This is a genomic window from Chitinophaga ginsengisoli, from assembly GCF_003014595.1.
GTDB lineage: Bacteria > Bacteroidota > Bacteroidia > Chitinophagales > Chitinophagaceae > Chitinophaga > Chitinophaga ginsengisoli.
In genome coordinates this window covers 132,723-150,375 of the sequence record NZ_PYGK01000016.1, presented here as the reverse complement: position 1 = coordinate 150,375, position 17,653 = coordinate 132,723, and the positions used below count along the sequence as shown (strand labels likewise).

18 protein-coding genes are annotated in these 17,653 nt (G+C 44.4%); 10 read left to right on the top strand and 8 right to left on the bottom strand.

All coding sequences use genetic code 11. The features are described from left to right. Positions 1-7: 7 nt before the first annotated feature. Genes CLV42_RS27690 through CLV42_RS27665 form a run of 6 tightly spaced genes read left to right on the top strand, consistent with a single transcriptional unit; the run spans position 8 to position 8,570 of the window. The gene (locus CLV42_RS27690; RefSeq protein ID WP_106605188.1) at positions 8-1,267 is read left to right on the top strand and encodes a DUF4959 domain-containing protein; all 1,260 of its coding nucleotides are present in this window, start codon (positions 8-10) and stop codon (positions 1,265-1,267) included. 22 nt (positions 1,268-1,289) lie between these two features. Further along, positions 1,290-2,510 carry a DUF4998 domain-containing protein gene (locus CLV42_RS27685; RefSeq protein WP_106605187.1) on the top strand — a complete coding sequence of 407 codons (1,221 nt, stop codon included), beginning with the start codon at positions 1,290-1,292 and terminating at the stop codon, positions 2,508-2,510. A gap of 24 nt (positions 2,511-2,534) precedes the next feature. Then, a complete protein-coding gene (locus tag CLV42_RS27680; protein ID WP_106605186.1) occupies positions 2,535-4,865 on the top strand; it encodes a glycoside hydrolase family 95 protein in 2,331 nt (776 codons plus the stop codon). A 5-nt stretch (positions 4,866-4,870) separates the two neighbouring features. Next, a complete protein-coding gene (locus CLV42_RS27675) occupies positions 4,871-6,094 on the top strand; it encodes an enolase C-terminal domain-like protein (RefSeq protein WP_106605185.1) in 1,224 nt (407 codons plus the stop codon). Positions 6,095-6,105: 11 nt separating this feature from the next. Next, positions 6,106-7,752, top strand: a complete 1,647-nt coding sequence (locus CLV42_RS27670) for a sodium:solute symporter (protein WP_106605184.1) — start codon at positions 6,106-6,108, stop codon at positions 7,750-7,752. A gap of 29 nt (positions 7,753-7,781) precedes the next feature. After that, a complete protein-coding gene (locus CLV42_RS27665; RefSeq protein ID WP_106605183.1) occupies positions 7,782-8,570 on the top strand; it encodes an SDR family NAD(P)-dependent oxidoreductase in 789 nt (262 codons plus the stop codon). 170 nt (positions 8,571-8,740) lie between these two features. Here CLV42_RS27665 and CLV42_RS27660 read toward each other — a convergent pair whose 3' ends face one another. The 6 genes from CLV42_RS27660 to CLV42_RS27635 all read right to left on the bottom strand — a co-directional run bounded on the left by CLV42_RS27660 (position 8,741) and on the right by CLV42_RS27635 (position 13,498). Next, on the bottom strand, positions 8,741-9,535 hold the full coding sequence (locus tag CLV42_RS27660; protein WP_106605182.1) for an SDR family NAD(P)-dependent oxidoreductase: 795 nt from the start codon (positions 9,533-9,535) through the stop codon (positions 8,741-8,743). Between the two features lie 86 nt (positions 9,536-9,621). Further along, the gene (locus CLV42_RS27655) at positions 9,622-10,203 is read right to left on the bottom strand and encodes a TetR/AcrR family transcriptional regulator (protein ID WP_106605181.1); all 582 of its coding nucleotides are present in this window, start codon (positions 10,201-10,203) and stop codon (positions 9,622-9,624) included. Between the two features lie 2 nt (positions 10,204-10,205). Further along, positions 10,206-10,430 (bottom strand): hypothetical protein, encoded by a 225-nt coding sequence (locus CLV42_RS33745; protein WP_146154501.1) that lies wholly within the window; start codon positions 10,428-10,430, stop codon positions 10,206-10,208. Positions 10,431-10,900: 470 nt separating this feature from the next. Then, positions 10,901-12,220 carry an McrB family protein gene (locus CLV42_RS27645; protein ID WP_106605179.1) on the bottom strand — a complete coding sequence of 440 codons (1,320 nt, stop codon included), beginning with the start codon at positions 12,218-12,220 and terminating at the stop codon, positions 10,901-10,903. Further along, positions 12,177-12,464 carry a hypothetical protein gene (locus CLV42_RS27640; protein ID WP_146154500.1) on the bottom strand — a complete coding sequence of 96 codons (288 nt, stop codon included), beginning with the start codon at positions 12,462-12,464 and terminating at the stop codon, positions 12,177-12,179. The genes CLV42_RS27645 and CLV42_RS27640 overlap by 44 nt, the downstream gene beginning before the upstream one ends. A gap of 71 nt (positions 12,465-12,535) precedes the next feature. After that, positions 12,536-13,498 (bottom strand): sensor histidine kinase, encoded by a 963-nt coding sequence (locus CLV42_RS27635; RefSeq protein ID WP_106605177.1) that lies wholly within the window; start codon positions 13,496-13,498, stop codon positions 12,536-12,538. Between the two features lie 829 nt (positions 13,499-14,327). Here CLV42_RS27635 and CLV42_RS27630 point away from each other — a divergent pair. Then, on the top strand, positions 14,328-14,891 hold the full coding sequence (locus CLV42_RS27630; RefSeq protein ID WP_106605176.1) for a hypothetical protein: 564 nt from the start codon (positions 14,328-14,330) through the stop codon (positions 14,889-14,891). A 186-nt stretch (positions 14,892-15,077) separates the two neighbouring features. Beyond that, the gene (locus CLV42_RS34640) at positions 15,078-15,389 is read left to right on the top strand and encodes an IS66 family transposase (RefSeq protein ID WP_106605175.1); all 312 of its coding nucleotides are present in this window, start codon (positions 15,078-15,080) and stop codon (positions 15,387-15,389) included. Between the two features lie 10 nt (positions 15,390-15,399). Here the strand turns inward: CLV42_RS34640 and CLV42_RS27620 are convergent, their stop codons facing one another. Next, complete coding sequence (locus CLV42_RS27620; RefSeq protein WP_106605174.1) at positions 15,400-15,597, bottom strand: hypothetical protein; 198 nt, start codon at positions 15,595-15,597, stop codon at positions 15,400-15,402. Between the two features lie 124 nt (positions 15,598-15,721). Beyond that, positions 15,722-16,069 (bottom strand): winged helix-turn-helix transcriptional regulator, encoded by a 348-nt coding sequence (locus CLV42_RS27615; protein WP_106605173.1) that lies wholly within the window; start codon positions 16,067-16,069, stop codon positions 15,722-15,724. A 190-nt stretch (positions 16,070-16,259) separates the two neighbouring features. Between CLV42_RS27615 and CLV42_RS34510 the strand changes: the two genes are divergently transcribed. Then, positions 16,260-16,517, top strand: a complete 258-nt coding sequence (locus CLV42_RS34510; RefSeq protein WP_211303546.1) for a hypothetical protein — start codon at positions 16,260-16,262, stop codon at positions 16,515-16,517. 31 nt (positions 16,518-16,548) lie between these two features. Next, on the top strand, positions 16,549-17,328 hold the full coding sequence (locus CLV42_RS27605) for an NADPH-dependent F420 reductase (RefSeq protein WP_262510013.1): 780 nt from the start codon (positions 16,549-16,551) through the stop codon (positions 17,326-17,328). Positions 17,329-17,653 lie beyond the last annotated feature (325 nt).

Genomic DNA, 17,653 nt, shown 5'->3' with positions numbered 1-17,653 from the left:
ATCACGTATGAAATACAGCAAGCATCATATACATCAATTTTTACTACTGCTGATGATCGTGGCCCTGCTGCCACTGTCCTGCAAAAGACTGGATGGTTATAACGAAATCGTCTCCACCGATATGACGAAACCCGGTGTAGTGACAGATGTGAAAGTGGTGAATTTCAATGGAGGCGCATATATCACTTATAAACTGCCTAACTCACCTAATATCCTGTATGTACAGGCAGAGTATAAGATCAACGATAAGACAAGCAGGCAGGCAAAGTCCTCCTATTACTCTGATAGCATCACGGTAAGTGGCTTTGCGAAAAGCCAGGACTATGAAGTGATACTACGTACGGTAAGCCGTGCACAGGTATCTTCTGAGCCGGTAACAGTAACCGTACATCCGGACACACCTCCCTACCTGCTGGCACGCCCTACGGTGAATATGCAGCAGGATTTCGGCGGTGTGAACATTACCTGTATCAATAAGACCAATGCGGCCCTGGGTATCATCACGGTTGCGCCTGATGCGACTAATAAGTACCAGATCATCGCACAGAATTATACTGATGAAGATAGCATTTCATTCAGCCTCAGAGGGTATGATACAATCCCGCATCAATTCGGGGTATATATTACAGACCAGTGGGGTAATATCTCTGATACACTGTTTTCTAGCATTACACCTGTATTTGAGGCACTGATGGACAAGTCGCTATTCCAGGCCTATCGCTTGGGTACAGATGCCAGAACCGGCTTTGGATGGGAAATCCAGTATCTCTGGAATGGTACTGCACAATCGCCCGGTTATCATACAGAACAGCCTATCCAGCCATTGGTATGGCCGGCAGTGATCACCTTTGATATGGGTAAGGCAGCCAGGTTAAGCCGCTATACTATCTGGAACAGGGGAATAGATGGCAGTGGCAACTGGTTATGGCAGGCGGGCGCACCGCAGCGTTGGGTATTGTGGGGACGGGAAGATCAGCCGGTAGACGAGACCATGCCTGATGAAAACAACCTTCCTCCCGTAGGTGGCCGTACACCTAATGGCTGGATCAACCTGGGTGTGTTCGATGCACCAGGCAAGCCATCTAAACTGCCTAATCCGCAGTATACCAGTGCAGACCTGGCATTCTGGAATGCTGGCTTCAGCTACAACTTCCCGCTGAATCTACCCAAGGTAAGGTATATGCGCTTCGAATGCCTGTCCAATATGGCGCAGACAAATAACTTTTTCAACGTGACAGAGCTGAGCTTCTGGGGAGATCCGAGATAATAACACCTTAAACGGCAGAAAAATGAAACACTATCATACAAACAAAATATACCTGCTCGCCTGCTTCATCGTGATGTTGGCATGCAGTAAGAAACCGACTGATTACCGTGATTTCCTGGGAGGCGAAGAACTGGTCTACCCCGGCGCGATAACCAACGCAAAAGTATTGCCCGGTAATAGCCGGCTGCAGCTGATCTGGCAGCCCAGTCCCGATCCCAGTGTTGTGAAGTATACCGTGTACTGGAATAATAAAGCCGATTCCCTCACGATCAATTCCACTACACACAATACCAGCGATACTGTCAGGTGTACTATATCCGGCTTATCAGAATACGTGTACTCATTCGTCATATACTCTTATGATGCAAAAGGCAACAGATCTGTCGCTACAGAGATCAGTAATGCAAAGGTATATGGCACGGTGTATACAGCCACGCTCAATAACAGGTTGAGCAATCCGGAGAATCCTTATACCATTAACGAAGACAGCTCCGTTATCATCCGCTTCTCCACACCGGATACGATCAACATCAACACGATGCTGAAGTACACCGCCAAGGATGGTCAGACAGTGCAGGTATCATTATTGCCTGATGTAGATTCGCTTAAACTGACGGATTATAAATTCGGTACACCGGTAGTGTATAAGTCTTCTTATATTCCTGTAGCGGGCGCACTGGATACGTTCTACACCCTGCAGAATGATACTTTTCCTACTATCTTCAGACAGGTACAATGCGACAAAAGCATCTTCAGTGAACTGAGCCTTTATGGAGATATGGGAATCTACCAGTCTGATACCCGTGTGAGTAAGTTATGGGATGGATCTGTGGGGCCGCAGGGCTATCCGAATATATTCCACAGCGACGGTAATAGCGGTATGCCAAGGGTGCTTAGTTTTGATATGGGTAAAGTATACAATAATCTGGGCATGATAGAAGAAACAGGCAGGGATTGTTGTAATAATCCTGATCAGTTTGAAGTATGGGGTATTGCAGATATCACGAACGCGGTACCGGAACTGGATTCCCGTGACGGAGGCTGGAAGGCAGCCATGCAGTCAAAAGGATGGACATTGTTGAAAGAAGTGGTCAGGACAGACAATGGCAATGCGCCTTATAAAACAACGTTGATGAGCAATCCGCCACCGGTGCGTTACATCCGTATCAGGGTACTGCACAATGCCAATGGCGAAAACAATTATGTAAACATGTCAGAACTCACGTTCTGGAATAAGGAATAATTATTATCACAAGTTACAGGTCTAATGATGTTTTTCAGCAGAAGTATTATCACAGTTATTGTTGCAGCCTTGCCGGCAGCATTTTGCACGGCACAAAGCAACACATTGGAATTAAGGTATGATAAACCGGCAAAGGTATGGGAGGAAACCCTGCCCCTTGGTAATGGTCGTTTAGGTATGATGCCTGATGGCGGTATTGCTGCAGAGAAGATCGTTCTGAACGATATCACACTCTGGTCGGGCGCACCGCAGGATGCCAACAACTATGAGGCTTACAAGCAACTACCCCGCATCAGGCAGTTGCTGAAAGAAGGCCGGAATGATGAGGCGCAGGCGCTGATGGACAAAGACTTCATCTGTACCGGCAAGGGCTCGGGTAGTGTACCTTTTGGCTGTTACCAGGTATTAGGAGAATTACAGCTGCAATTTGAAGGCGCAGGTAATGGTACCCCTGAACAGTATGAAAGAACACTGTCACTGGATAAGGCGATCGCTACCTGCAGCTATAAAGCTGATGGTGTTACTTACCGCCGCGAATACTTCAGCAGCTTCGGAGATGACCTGGGAATGATCCGCCTGACGGCAGATCAACCGGGAAAACTTAGCTGTCGCGTGACGATGACCAGACCCGAAAGAGCTGCTACCCGTACTACCGGCAATGCACTGGAACTATACGGACAACTGGATAATGGCACAGATGGTAAAGGCATGCAATACCAGGCCACTGTAAAAGCAAGTGCAAAAGACGGTGTGATCAGTACGGATGGGAATGCACTGGTCATCAGGAATGCTACGGAGATTATCCTGTATGTAGCTGCCGGTACGGATTTCAGGAACCCTGACTTTAAAAAGAAGATTAGTCAGACACTGGCAACTGCCATGAAGAAGCCTTATGCTATCCAGCGAAAACAGCATCTCGGTAACTACGGTAAACTGTTTAACAGAGTACAACTAAGTTTAGGGAAAGGCAGCGCCAGTACACTGACAACAGACAAAAGGCTGGCGGACTTTTACAACAACTCAGCCGCTGACAAAGAACTGCCTGTGCTCTTTTACCAGTTTGGCCGTTACCTGCTGATCTCCAGCACAAGACCCGGACTGCTACCACCGAATTTACAGGGACTCTGGGCCAACCAGGTACAGACGCCATGGAACGGCGATTATCACCTCGACGTGAATGTACAGATGAATCACTGGCCGGTAGAGGTATCTAATCTTTCAGAACTGAACCTGCCACTGGCATCACTGGTAAAGGGATTAGTGGAACCTGGTAAAAGAACGGCCCGTGCCTACTATAACGCACCAGGTTGGGTAGCGCATGTGATCACCAATATATGGGGCTTTACAGAACCCGGAGAAAGTGCCTCCTGGGGAGCAACGAAGTCCGGTTCGGGATGGCTCTGCAACAACCTGTGGGAGCATTATGCGTATACCAATGACAAACATTACCTGGCAGACATCTATCCTGTGATAAAAGAATCAGCAGTATTTTATAACAGCCTGCTGATAAAAGACGAAAAAACCGGCTGGCTGGTAATGTCTCCATCGTCTTCTCCGGAGAATGCATTCTATTTACCGAATGGCAAACATGCCAGCATTTGTATCGGCGCTACTATTGATAACCAGATCGTGCGTGACCTGTTCAACAATGTGATCAGTGCATCAGCTACCCTGGGTAAAGACAGTGCATTCAGGAGAGAATTACAGCAAAAGCTGGCCCTGTTGCCGCCTCCTGGTGTGATCTCCAAAGACGGCAGGATCATGGAATGGCTGGAAGATTACAAAGAGACCGATCCGCAGCACAGGCATATTTCCCATCTCTGGGGATTGTATCCTGCCTCATTGATCACTGCAGAAAACACACCCGATCTCGCAGCAGCAGCAAAGAAGACGCTGGAAGTGAGAGGCGATGATGGTCCCAGCTGGACGATTGCCTACAAACTGTTATTCTGGGCAAGACTGCAGGATGGCAACCGCTCATTCAAACTGCTGAGGGAACTGCTGAAACCAACAGCCAGAACTGATATCAACTATGGCGCAGGTGGTGGCGTATACCAGAACATGTTATCTGCGGGCCCTCCGTTCCAGATAGATGGCAACTTCGGAGCTACAGCAGGTATTGCAGAAATGCTATTACAGAGCCATGCAGGGCTTATTAACCTGCTGCCGGCTGTTCCTGATCAATGGAAGGCAGAAGGGGCCGTAAAGGGCTTAAAAGCACGCGGGAATTTCACGGTGGACTTTGCCTGGAAAGATGGTAAAGTCACTACTTACAAAATTACTTCGCCTGTCCCGCGGAAGGTGAAAGTAAAAATCAACGGCGTGACCAAAGAGATCACTGCCACTAAAATCTGAGCTGAATGATACAACATACATCTACTAAGGACGTCCGCTATCCATTAGGACAGGGAGCAGGCAGTGACGCTATTCATCGTGATCCTATTTATTCTTACGCCGTCACACAATTACATGACGACAGTGGCCTCACCGGCACCGGACTTGCTTTTACATTGGGAGAAGGGAATGATCTCGTTTGTAAGGCAGCAGATTTCTATGCTGCACAGCTGAAGGGGAAAGACATAGAAGAAGTGATGGCCAGTTTTGGTCATCTCTTTTATCAGCTCTCCAATGAACAGCAATTCCGCTGGCTGGGGCCACACAAAGGCGTCGTGCACCTGGCACTGGCATCTGTGACGAATGCCTGTTATGATCTCTGGGCAAAGAAAAGAGGTGTGCCACTCTGGAAACTACTGATTGATCTGTCGCCGGAAGCCTTGCTGAACACACTCGACCTCTCCTATCTGGAAGACGAGCTGACAAGGGAAGAAGCATTGGCCTTGCTTAAAGAGAATCATGCAGGAAGAGCCATCCGCGAGCAGATCACTGCAGCGGGTTATCCCGGCTATGATACCTCTATTGGCTGGTTCAATTACTCCGACGACAAGGTAAAAGAGAATGTGAAAAAAGCGGTGGCAGAAGGTTTTACTGCAATGAAACTAAAAGTAGGGTCTGCAGATCCTGAGCGGGACATCCGCCGGGCAAACATGGTAAGAGAAGCGGCAGGAGACTATGTAAAGATCATGCTGGATGCCAATCAGCAATGGACACTACCGCAGGCGTTGGAGATCTGCAGCAGGCTACGGCATATGAATCCCTACTGGATCGAAGAGCCTACCCATCCTGATGATGTGCTGGCACATCATCAGCTGGCCACTGCCATTGCGCCGATAAAACTGGCATTGGGAGAACATGTGCCGAACCGTGTCATCTTCAAAAACTATCTGCAAACAAAATGCGCTGGTTTTATACAGGTTGATGCGGTACGTGTAGGCGGTGTCAGTGAATTCATCACTATCAGCCTCTTATGCCGCAAATTCGGTGTACCTGTGGTACCTCATGTGGGCGATATGGGACAGCTCCATCAGCATCTTGTGTTGTTCAACCATATTGCTTTAGGGAATGAAGCGCTGTTCCTGGAGCATATCCCACACCTGCAGCAACACTTCAGACATCCTGTGAGTATCCGGGGAGGCGTCTATCAGACACCACAGGAACCGGGCAGCAGCTGTGATCTCATTATTTAATACAAGTTCCTATGATAAAAACGCCGGATATCATTATCAGTGCCCTGTACATCGTGGCAATCGTCAGTATAGGCCTCTGGGCGGGCTTGAAAAAGAAGAAGGAAGCAAGTGCCTCCAATGATTATTTCCTGGCCGGCAAATCATTACGCTGGCCCATGATCGGCATGGCATTATTCGCCACCAATATCTCCTGCCTCCATCTGGTTAGCCTGGCGCAAAGCGGATTTGACGAAGGACTGCTCAGTGGTAATTTTGAGTGGATGGCCGCTTTTACGCTCATCCTGCTCGCCTTATTCTTTGCGCCCTTCTATATCCGCAGCGGTGTGAGTACCTTACCCGATTTTCTAGAGAAGCGCTATAACCGTGCCTGCAGGGACTGGCTGACCTTCATCTCGATCATCTCCGCCATCACCATCCATATTGCCTTTTCGCTGCTCACAGGCGGTATTGTACTGGAAACCTTGTTGGGCATTGATATGTATACCAGCGTCACCGTTATTGCGGTGATCACAGCTATCTATACGATCATTGGAGGGCTACGTGCAGTAGTGGTGACTGAAAGCATTCAGACGATCGTGCTGGTAACAGGCGCGGTGATCATTACTATCGTCTGCCTGCATAAAATGGGTGGATGGGACGCGATGATAGCCACGCTCCAGGAACACCAGCAATTACATAAACTGAAGATGTTGCGCCCCTCCGGCGATGGTAGTCAGTTGCCCTGGTATGCTGTATTCCTGGGATATCCGGTACTGGGTATCTGGTACTGGTGCGCCGATCAGACAATCGTACAACGAGTACTTGGCGCGAAAGACGAGAACCATGCCAGGACCGGTGCGCTGTTCTGCGGATTTATCAAAATACTGCCCCTGTTCATTTTCATACTACCGGGATTACTAGCCAGTACACTGGCGCAAAAGGGATTATTGGATATCAGTGCTATTCAGTATGTCGATGCTTTCGGCAAGCCTGCAGTGAACAGCAAGGGTATCTATACCCTGATGATCACCCAGCTGGTGCCGACAGGTCTGGTGGGGATTATAATAGCGGCATTGCTGTCGGGCTTAATGAGTCAGGTATCGGGCGCATTAAACTCCATTTCCACACTGGTCAGCTTTGATCTGTACAAGCGCTTCAAACCCGCTGCCGATGAGAAGGAACTGGTACGTATGGGGCGTATATCTGCAGGTATTGCCTTAGTGCTTTCTATCCTGCTCCTGCCATTGCTGAACAGTTATAGCAGCCTTTTCAATGGGGTGAATGATATCATCTCACATATTGCACCGCCCATCACCTGTGTATTCCTTTTTGGCATCTTCTGGAAGAAAGCGTCCGCAAAGGCCGCGCAGATCACCTTACTGGTGGGATCTTTACTCGGTGCCGCGGTATATACTGTCAATAAATTGTACCCATATACACCGCTGAAAGAGATCCCCTTCCTGATGATGGCGTTTTATCTTTTTGTTGCCTGTTGTATCATCCAGGTATTTTTCTCCCTGCGCTATCCGATGCAGCATACCGCAGTAAGCGGAACACTGTATTGGAAATCGCCCGGAGAACCCTTGCAGGACAAGGGCTGGAAAGGACCTGGCAACTATAAGATCTTATCAGCGCTGTTACTGCTGGTAATGATCGTACTGTATATCATTTTTAAATAGCAGACCATTCAAGTACAAAATAACTACGCATGCAACTTTTGACCGGTAAAATAATATTGTTGACTGGAGGATCCAGAGGTATTGGATTTGAATGCGCCTTAAAATATGCGGAGGCCGGGGCTACCGTAGTGATCCTGTCCAATGACCCCGTTTCACTGGCATCCGCCATTGCTGAACTGGGAGCACCTCATTCCGCTATCCTGGCTGATATTTCTGTAGCTGTTGACGTGGAACGCGCTATTCAGCAGACATTGGAAAAATATGGTAGACTTGATGTGATCCATAATAATGCAGGTATTGCACATCCTTCAAGTCCGCTGCATGAAACCAGTGAGACCGAATGGGATGACGTGATGAACGTCAACCTGAAAAGTATTTTCTTAACCACCCGATATGGTATTCATGCCCTGAAACAAAGCCGGGGATGCATTATCAATACAAGCAGTCTTGTAGGTGAGATCGGACAGGAGAATCATGCCGCATATACGGCCAGTAAGGGAGCGGTAAATGCGCTCACAAAGTCTATGGCGCTGGATTATGCGCCCTTTCAGATACGCGTGAATGCCGTAGCACCTGCAGGTGTATGGACACCCATGCTGCGGGAATGGGGCCAATACCAGAACAACGGACAAGGCATAGAACAATATATGAATGCCATCCATCCCCTGGGTTATTGTCCTGAAGGGGATGTCATTGCAGACGCCTGTGTTTTCCTTGCTTCTGATAAAGCACGGTTTATTACCGGGCATGTGATGCATGTGAGCGGAGGTGCGGAGCTGGGGTATAGGGCTTTGTTGCAGGCAAAGGAGACGGTGTAGCACATTATAACGCGATCATTCGCTTTAATAGACCCCGTTAGGGGTCTTTTTGTTTGTAGCCCGGGGTTGCAAACCCCGGGGAATATAATGATGCCCCAGCCCGCCCATACATCCAAATAAAAACAGGCTGTCTGAATTTTGAGACAGCCTGTTCCTTGTTCGCTGTTCCTTTAGAGAATGGTATTTAGCACACCTCCATCTGCACGCAGGGCCGCACCATTAGTGGCAACTGAAAGAGGGCTGGAAAGATATGTTGCAAGATGTGCGATCTCTTCGGGTTGTATAAATCGCTGTAATAATGAAGTAGGGTTTAATGCCTTTATCAGGTCAGCTTTCACATCTTCCACGTTCCGGCCTTGTGCTGCGGATATTTGTTCCACAGCACCGCCCACACCTTCGGAATAGGTAGGTCCGCCGATGATTGTGTTAACGGTAACACCGGTGTTTTTCGTAAGTTGGGACAATCCGCGGCTGACGGAGAGCATAGCGGTTTTGGTCATCCCGTAGTGGATCATATTTTCAGGGATATTGATGCCGGATTCACTGCTGATGAAAATCACCCGGCCCCAGTTACGTTTCAGCATCTTCGGCAATAAGCCCCTTGACAGGCGCACGCCACTCATTACATTCACCTCAAAGAACTTTGCCCAGTCGCTATCTTCTACGTCGAAAAATGGTCTGAGTTCAAAGATACCGACGTTATTTACAAGGATGTCGATATCCGGTAACGCTTTCAGCAGCTGATCCACTTCTTCAGGATCAGCAAAATTCGCCGGGATACCCGATACATCCGCTCCTGGTATTTCCTCTTTTAACTTCCGCTGTGCGAGATCGATCTTCTCCCGGGTTCTTCCATTGATGATCACCTTTGCTCCTTCGGTTAGTAATTGTTTCGCAATAGCGAAGCCAATACCTTGTGTCGATCCGCTGACAAAAGCAGTCTTTGATTTCAATTGTAAATCCATAAGTGTATATATTCCAGTATTTAGTATGAGATATTGAATGGCTTATGCATTTCTGTATTGATCACTACAAAAATGGTCAAAAAAAATCAGCTGATGATTTCCAGCTGCATTTCAATCTGTTTGCTGAGGATCTGCTGGTCCGGGTACATGCGTCGGGTCACGTTCATCCCGTTCCAAAGGGTGATCAGGTAACGCCCAAGGATCTCCGGATTGGTCTGGTTCTTCAGCGTACCATTCTTCTGCGCCTTCCTGATAGTGGCGGTAAAGAACTGTTCTACTTCTTTCAGGATGGTAATAGCTTCCTCTTCCAGCTCACTATCCAGGCAGGCCATTTCAACGACCGTATTCACGATGATACAGCCTAATAAATGTGTCTCCCGGTCATCTTTAGCCATACTGCGAAAGAAGTCTTTGATCAGTTCAACAGGTGCTTTGCTCTGCTCCAACTCATCCCTGAACTGCTTAAAAGCTTCCCTCCTCTGCTGAATAGCTTTTCTGAACAGCTCTTTTTTACCGCCTTTAAAAGCATGGTAAAAGCTGCCGCTACCAAGACCGGTGGCTTCGAGAATATCTTCCAGTGAAGTAGCGGTAAACCCCTTGGCCCAGAACACTTTCTGTGCTTTCGATAAGACTTCTTTGTTGTCGTATATAGTGGGTCTGCCTCTCATTTCTATTGCTTTTCTCTTGGGAAAGGTATTTTTGTATTGTTCACTACAAAAATAGATAAATTTCTAAAATGGTGAGATTTTTTTTGGGAGTTAGTATAGTCGAGGTATTTCCAGACATCTATTTCATCTTTTGCTTTAATGTACTCGCCGCCGCCAACCACAGCAACAGTATAGGTATAATTATCATTAAAGAGAGCTCTGGCATGGCATGTACCATATTGCTCCATTGTCCCGAAGTAATGAATACTATAATCGCATAAGTCACTAAAATCAAACCTTCTACTAATCCATATATACTTGCCAGAACCAAATGGTTACGCCCTTTAAGCATCTCCCCTCCCATCATCTTCCCCAGGAAATAGGATGAAAGAAACCAGATCGCGAAAAAGATCCATACAATATAGTTCATCTGGGCTTTCAGATAGAAAAGTATACCGTTAGCGAAATCCCCCCTTGTTTCCACGAACAGCCAAAATAATTCCAGGATAATCACTGTATACAATGTTATCTTACACACATGCCTTCCTGCTACATTTGGCGTCATAATAATCAGGATATTGGTGATTGGCATATAGGTTGGTCCATCTAAGGTACACATTCCGACGTATTCTCTGTCAAAAAAGAAAAGTTAACTTCGCTACTTGCAAGAACATATATTGGTTATATTAAAACAGTATACCGCCTAAAATAGCCATTATTAGCCCCAAAAAGAAACGAAATGAGACTCCTCCGCCCTATTCTTCATATATGACAATCTTTTAAAACTGCGTTGATATTTGTTCCTCGTAAAACGAAGCAGATCGTTAATGATCTTTTGTGAAGATTCCCAGTTCCCGTTTATTCGGGGCAGTATTTTCATCAGAATAATTTCATCTAAACAGCCAAACAGCCACTTATCGTCCTTCTTGCTTCGATTTATTCTGGAATTATGTGCGCAGTAAATAAGCGCCGCATCCCTGATACGATAACCAAATCGAAAAGAGGATGCTGACAATATATTATCAATAGCTTGAAGCTCTGATATAATCAGGTCCCCGTCAGCTGGTGATGAATGGTATGCTTCTTTGGCCGACAATAACGGTCCGAACAGATAGTCGCTATTTAAGGGGCTAGCCGGAAATTCCAGATCAGTGCCGGTGTTTGTAAGCCCTCCATAGAAATCTATGCCATTTAGTTCAACAACCATGATCCTATCCAGCACCTTCATGCTGAATTGGTGCCCAAATTCATCCATATTTGCCGTACCGATAACAATCAGATTTGATGGCAGCATGATTCCGTTATTGAGAAAGAAGGCCTGCAGGTCACCGTCAAATGTAAGTTCTAACTGCTCCCAAAAATGAGGATCTTTCTCTAGGCACTCTTTTAACTGCATCCCATCTATGAACGCATCAGAAACAAGTTTATCATTGATAAGCTGACGACTTTCCAGTATGGATAAGAAATCAGCAAAATAATGTTCCACCCTGGCAAGATTCATTTCGTCAAGACATAGAATAAACGGCACATCCGGATGCCGCCACGCCTTTATCAGAAAATGGATAAAAGGTGTGAAGTGGCGTTTCCCTTGGTTGTTAGTCCAGCCGACGATATCCTCGTTATCGCACCAATTGGGCTGAACTGCCATTATCTGAAAGTTGCCGGGTTTCCCATTTTCCTGAAGATGTTTAGGGCAGGTCTGGTACGCTAATGCTCTTGCAAAAAGCGATTTTCCGGACCCACACATACCTGCCATAAGCAGAAAAGGTTTTGTTTTTAATGCCATCAATACCTGGCGGTATGGATGGTCAAAGTCAACTTCGATGGGAAAAGGTCCCCCTATTCTGATACCGGCATCATTTGCTTTCTTTGTGGCCTTCCTGGAACGCGGTTTCTTTTTTACCTTGACTTCACCTTCATCAGCCGCAGAAATGCCAAAATCTCCTTCCAGCTCATCTTCTTCTTCAATTCGATAAAGCCTATGCCGGCGGTCTTTAATGCTTGAGAGACTCGCCCCTGGTGATATTATTCTTTCCATGGTCTTCATTTTTTAGTAGATAACAGGATTCGATTAAACGGGTAACATCTTCGCAGAAAATGATATTAAAAGCAGCATTACAATCCTGATCACTGCATGCCATCAGGAGAAGCGTTTTAATATGCTCTCTGAACTCCGGTAAAGGATAGGAATAAAAGAAGTCATTAATTACAGTCATTGGTGCTGCAATCTCTTCTTCCGTAAGTGCGAGTGGCTGTTGGTGCCATTCTGGTAAGCCTTTCATAACATACATTTATAGAATGATTTAAAAAGCATCGGCGTAAGATGACACCGATGCCATGACAATTTTGATATTCAGTCTCTTACTTCACAGGGAATGATAATTGTGAAGCTTGTGATGCCCTTATTGCTAGTGATTTTGATATTTCCACGCAGGATTTCCGCGTATAGCTCGCATAAATAAAGTCCTAATCCGTTTCCTGCATTACCCGGCTCGACCTGATAGTAAATCTTTACAATCCTTTTAATTTCTTCTGCTGAAATGGTTTGACCATAACTGACAACCGAAAATGATACATGATCATTTGACCCCGTTCCGATTAGCTGAATCTCCTTTCCCTTACTGTGTTTATACGCATTAATAAGGAAGTTTTGAATTATTTGCCCAAGCTTCATCTTATCAGTTACAATAGTCTTACCCTGCAGTTCATTCAGCTCGATAATCAGGTTTTTGTCAAAACTTTCATTCAAAATGTGCTGCGGAATCGTACATTCATCTATGAAATCCGCTACTTTAAAGGATGTCTCTTCCGCTCTCAGGAAAAAACATTCTTCCCGAAAATGCACGGTATTAATCATATTCTTTAAGACATGTATGCTGTTGAAAAGAATAGATTGTAAAGTAGTAAGATAAAAAGCCACATCTGGCCTGTTGGCAAAGAAGGAATCTGTTCTGTCAACTAACGACTCAACAGCCAATGAAGCGGCCGATAGTTGCGTTTTGATTTCATGTGCAAATAGTCCAAGGAAGCGTTCTACAGATACTTCTTCCCTGGTTACATTTTCTGTAAGCAGAAATGCAGCCTCTATTAATCTTCGATACTCTGTGTCTACCAGATCATAACAGTTTCGATTATTCTCAGATCCGGATTTAGAGATGGCTTCAAGTAGCCTGTCAAGGCGGTGAGTTTCCTTCCGTAGATCTGTACGAGCGCAGAAATCATAAAAGACCTCCATCGGATATTGCATTTCCTCATCGGATAGGCAAAATGGGAAAAAGTGTTTCTTTCGAGTTAACGTTTGAGTTTGTGTATTCATAGAAAATTTGTTGTTAACAATGCTGACTGATGAGTATACGCATGAAGGAGGCTGCCGGAAGAAAATTCCAGATGCATATCCTTCGATATACCAAATACTATCCCATCAGTAATAAATATTACTGATATGGCGATTGACTTATGTTTAAAAATTAATTGTTCCCCCAGTAGTTCTATTCAACCATCTATAACGTAGATAGTAGCGATGCATACTGTAAATTGACGACGTTATCCTATTTGTAACGCCGACAAATAATATCCTTGATTAAAGAGAGTAAGAAGTGATTGCGCAATACCCGGAGGAGGAAGCATTTTCGAGTGCAGGGAATATAATAAGGGCTGGAACCCACCCGCATTGTCCATCTGGCTCTGACAAAGCCAACTACCTTTCGGTAGCCCTGCCCAATGCATAAGTAGGCCCAACCCTTGTTATGTGGGTTGAGCGCTTTAACTTATACCTCGTACAGTAAACTGTCAGATTCGATGGACGAGATTCGTTAAACGCTTACCTTCTTGTCATATGTATCACAAAATAATGATTTCTTACTGAAAAGGTCAACTCATTATCGATAGCTATATACAAGTATGATAATTATAAAAGCAAGTTAATGAAGAAATAAATACACGACAAAAAAAATTGAAGAAAAATATATACCGATGTACGTTAGTATTATCAAAGTACATCGAGAGGATATAACTATTGATATCGATCAAGCATCGTTTCAACAACGTGTGCCGCGCTTTGAACCTTGATACTAACTTTCTGGTACTGCGTCAATAAAAAATCTTATTTTCACTAACAGTACTCACGTTAATATTAATAAAATAAAATGTTCATTCAATCCCTGCCCCGCTGTGCATTTTTTATCTGTTTCCTCTTTTCGCTTGAAAATGGTTTGGGCCAGGTAAAACAAGAAATTCCCGCTGAGCTTATTTTCTTGACCGATATACTGTCAAAACCACTACCTGATATCAAAAACAACATTAAAACGCCAATACGCAATTTAGATATTCCCTCTCCTACCTTCCGCCTTTACGAAACAGGGTTCTTTCTACTAAAGAAAACAGACAGCCTCCAGCTCTTTGGGTCATCAATTCAGAAAATAATGGTTAGTATTGGTATAGATTCTACCGTCTATCGCGTTTTTGTTACCATTAGCAAGAATGATACATTTTTGAAGATAGCTAGTGAAAAGCTGGGGACTGAAAGTGGAAAATGGAGTTATGAATCTAGTTTTGGATCATCAAAAGATGATCCCAGTGAGGACCGTCATCATGTCTGGAATATTGGAAGCTATATAATAGGCATTTCTGATACTAATGATTATTATCGTACGCCGGTTGATGATAAAGACAGGTATGTACTTACCGTTAGAAGAAACGTGAGCCTTTGAGTCACCAAAAATGTCTATATTATATCCGCGACCGGATTGAACGAAAATATATTTGGGGAGTATCTAATTTTGTGCAAATACCTTCCCCATCGTTTGGAACCCTGCCGGATCGGGGAAGGGGGAATGACGCGGCAGCAACGCCTTCTCCAGTTTCTAAAGCCTTGGTGAAGTGTGACCAAATAAGCCATTAAGGATTTTTATGGAACGCCGCAAACCAACGCGTACTCTGGGTATAATAGCATCGTCGACACTAATAATATAACACCGATCCACTGCTTTGCACATGCAAGAAGATATTTTACCGAATCCGCTTACAGCGATCGTGCAAGAGCGGAATACACACCGGAACAATTACAGCTTGTTTATCAGATTGAACGTGATAGCTTGGCGCTAAATCACGATAATGAAAAGTGCGCCGCTTTTACGAATGTTAAATTCAAAATAATAAAAAGGTCCGCTTATGTTGAAGCGAACCTTTTTATTATTTTGATAAGATGAATACTGCAGACTATGCCGTAAGAGTTAGTTGAGATGCTGCTATTCTAGACATTCTTTCTTTGTGTTCGAAATCACGTTTGGTTTCAATCACATGAGTATTTATAGCCTTTCTCATTTCACCATCTTTTCCTGAATTCATGTAATTAAATTTACCTTCGGCTTTCACACGATTAATGACTTCCACCTTCCTAGTAAATTTAATAGCCATATTAATAGTGTTTTAAGTTATTCGAATATATCGAAAATTCATTTAAGGGTAGTAAAATTTCTACTAATTCTTTAGTATCCGCATCTGGGTAATAGTAGCTGCCCTATAATTGGTAAAAGCATGGTCATCGGTCCATTACTTTTTTTCTATGGTTTATTCCCCAGTCCTTGAGCGCATAAATTATTGGTGTCAAGGTATTTGCATAAGGCTCTAACTTGTAAGAGATTTTAACAGGATATTCTCCCAAAATAATACGCTTTATCAATTTATGCTGCTCTAACTCTTTGAGCTCCTTTGCCAAAACCTTAGGAGTAATCAAGGGAATACTTTCTTGTATGTCAGTAAAGCGGTCATTGCCGACACCCACCGAAATTATAATAGGCAATTTCCATTTCCCACTGATTACGTCAAGCGCGTCCCGAACAGGCTTTATAGTATTAAGACAATCGCAGTGCGTTTTTTTTTGTGCCATAAGCCTTCGTTTTTGAAATTCTACTTTCCTTTGGGAAAGTGCTATACAAAGGAAAGTAAAAGTATCTAACTTTGCAAAGGATAATTTAAATATAGTCTTTAACAAAGGAGGGTTAACACTTTGGAATGCTGAATAGTAACATAGAAGAAGTGTTCGATAGTATAATTAATTTCCAATTAGATAGACGAAAATGAAAAGACTCGAAGGTAAAGTTGCTATTATAACAGGGGCCGCGAGAGGAATGGGAGAAGCACATGCACGGTTGTTTTCGCAAGAAGGAGCAAAAAAAGAAGAGTTACAAGAAAAGCAAGAACTGGCCCTTAGTAAAATGAAGGAACTTGGTAATGAGTATTTTGATAACATAGTGTCGGGTAATTATCCTAAAGGTTTTGTAGACCATGCTATCGATATTAACCGGGCTATCAACAATCTTCCACCAAGGAAATAACAGCAGAACTTGAAAGGGTAATCAGAATAAAATAACATTTTTCAAAAATAAAAGAATGAAAATTGGAATAATAGGTACGGGTGCCATTGGAGGCACTATTGCCCAAAAAATGGTTGCAGCAGGCCATCAGGTTTTAGTAAGCAATTCAGGTGAATTTGATAAACTAGAGAAGCGGGCCAAAGAATTAGGTGCCTTGCCTTCGACCGTGGGAGATGTGGTTAAAGGTGTAGATGTGGTTATATTATCAGTGCCAACGATAGCCATTCCCAGCCTGTCAAAAAGTTTGTTTGACGAAATAGCCAAGGAGACCATTGTAGTGGATACATCCAATTATTATCCGTTCCGTGATGCTGACATAGAGGAAATAAAGAATGGTAAAGTGGAAAGCGTTTGGGTTTCTGAACAAATAGGGCGCCCAGTTATTAAAGCGTTTAATAATCTTTTGGCGCAAACCCTTGTATCCGGTGGGAAACCTCAGGGCACACCTGGGCGCATAGCTATTGCTGTATCAGGAGATGATCCCAGAGCTAAGGAAATTATTTCCGGACTTATCGATGAAGCAGGCTTTGATGTCGTTGATGCGGGTAACTTAGAAAGCTCGTGGAGACAACAGCCAGGAACTCCGGCCTATTGTACGGAATTAAATGTAACGGAACTGAAACAGGCGCTCAAAGATGGTATAAGGGAAGTGGCACCGCAAATCAGGGATTCTGTGATTAAGCTATTCTCAGAACGCACTACTCAACCGTCGCATGAGGAGATAGTGGAATTTAACCGCTCTCTATTTCCTAAAAATCCGAAAATGGAATAATCAGGACATCCATATGGCAGAAATCAGAATTTCGATTTTTGATAATAATCTCGGACTGGCCTGCCCAAAGGGCAGGCATTTTTTAAAATTATAGACCATGAACAAGAGGCATGCTCTGTAAGGTAAACTTAACTGTTTGTTACATTCAGTTTTACTTCTATATTACCGCGTGTTGCATTAGAAGAAAGGCAAACCTGATGGGCTTTTTCTACCAGTTGCCATGCCTCTTCTATGCTTACGCCAGGAACGTTGACTACCAATTCTGCCGAAAGTCCGAAACCACCGTTTTCTATTTGACCGATACTTATTCGTGCCGTAACGGATG

Coding starts and splice junctions, on each gene's coding strand:
- CLV42_RS27690 (WP_106605188.1), top strand. CDS start 8: ATGAAATACAGCAAGCATCATATACATCAATTTTTACTACTGCTGATG.
- CLV42_RS27685 (WP_106605187.1), top strand. CDS start 1,290: ATGAAACACTATCATACAAACAAAATATACCTGCTCGCCTGCTTCATC.
- CLV42_RS27680 (WP_106605186.1), top strand. CDS start 2,535: ATGATGTTTTTCAGCAGAAGTATTATCACAGTTATTGTTGCAGCCTTG.
- CLV42_RS27675 (WP_106605185.1), top strand. CDS start 4,871: ATGATACAACATACATCTACTAAGGACGTCCGCTATCCATTAGGACAG.
- CLV42_RS27670 (WP_106605184.1), top strand. CDS start 6,106: ATGATAAAAACGCCGGATATCATTATCAGTGCCCTGTACATCGTGGCA.
- CLV42_RS27665 (WP_106605183.1), top strand. CDS start 7,782: ATGCAACTTTTGACCGGTAAAATAATATTGTTGACTGGAGGATCCAGA.
- CLV42_RS27660 (WP_106605182.1), bottom strand. CDS start 9,535: ATGGATTTACAATTGAAATCAAAGACTGCTTTTGTCAGCGGATCGACA.
- CLV42_RS27655 (WP_106605181.1), bottom strand. CDS start 10,203: ATGAGAGGCAGACCCACTATATACGACAACAAAGAAGTCTTATCGAAA.
- CLV42_RS33745 (WP_146154501.1), bottom strand. CDS start 10,430: ATGGAGCAATATGGTACATGCCATGCCAGAGCTCTCTTTAATGATAAT.
- CLV42_RS27645 (WP_106605179.1), bottom strand. CDS start 12,220: ATGGAAAGAATAATATCACCAGGGGCGAGTCTCTCAAGCATTAAAGAC.
- CLV42_RS27640 (WP_146154500.1), bottom strand. CDS start 12,464: ATGAAAGGCTTACCAGAATGGCACCAACAGCCACTCGCACTTACGGAA.
- CLV42_RS27635 (WP_106605177.1), bottom strand. CDS start 13,498: ATGAATACACAAACTCAAACGTTAACTCGAAAGAAACACTTTTTCCCA.
- CLV42_RS27630 (WP_106605176.1), top strand. CDS start 14,328: ATGTTCATTCAATCCCTGCCCCGCTGTGCATTTTTTATCTGTTTCCTC.
- CLV42_RS27620 (WP_106605174.1), bottom strand. CDS start 15,597: ATGGCTATTAAATTTACTAGGAAGGTGGAAGTCATTAATCGTGTGAAA.
- CLV42_RS27615 (WP_106605173.1), bottom strand. CDS start 16,069: ATGGCACAAAAAAAAACGCACTGCGATTGTCTTAATACTATAAAGCCT.
- CLV42_RS34510 (WP_211303546.1), top strand. CDS start 16,260: ATGAAAAGACTCGAAGGTAAAGTTGCTATTATAACAGGGGCCGCGAGA.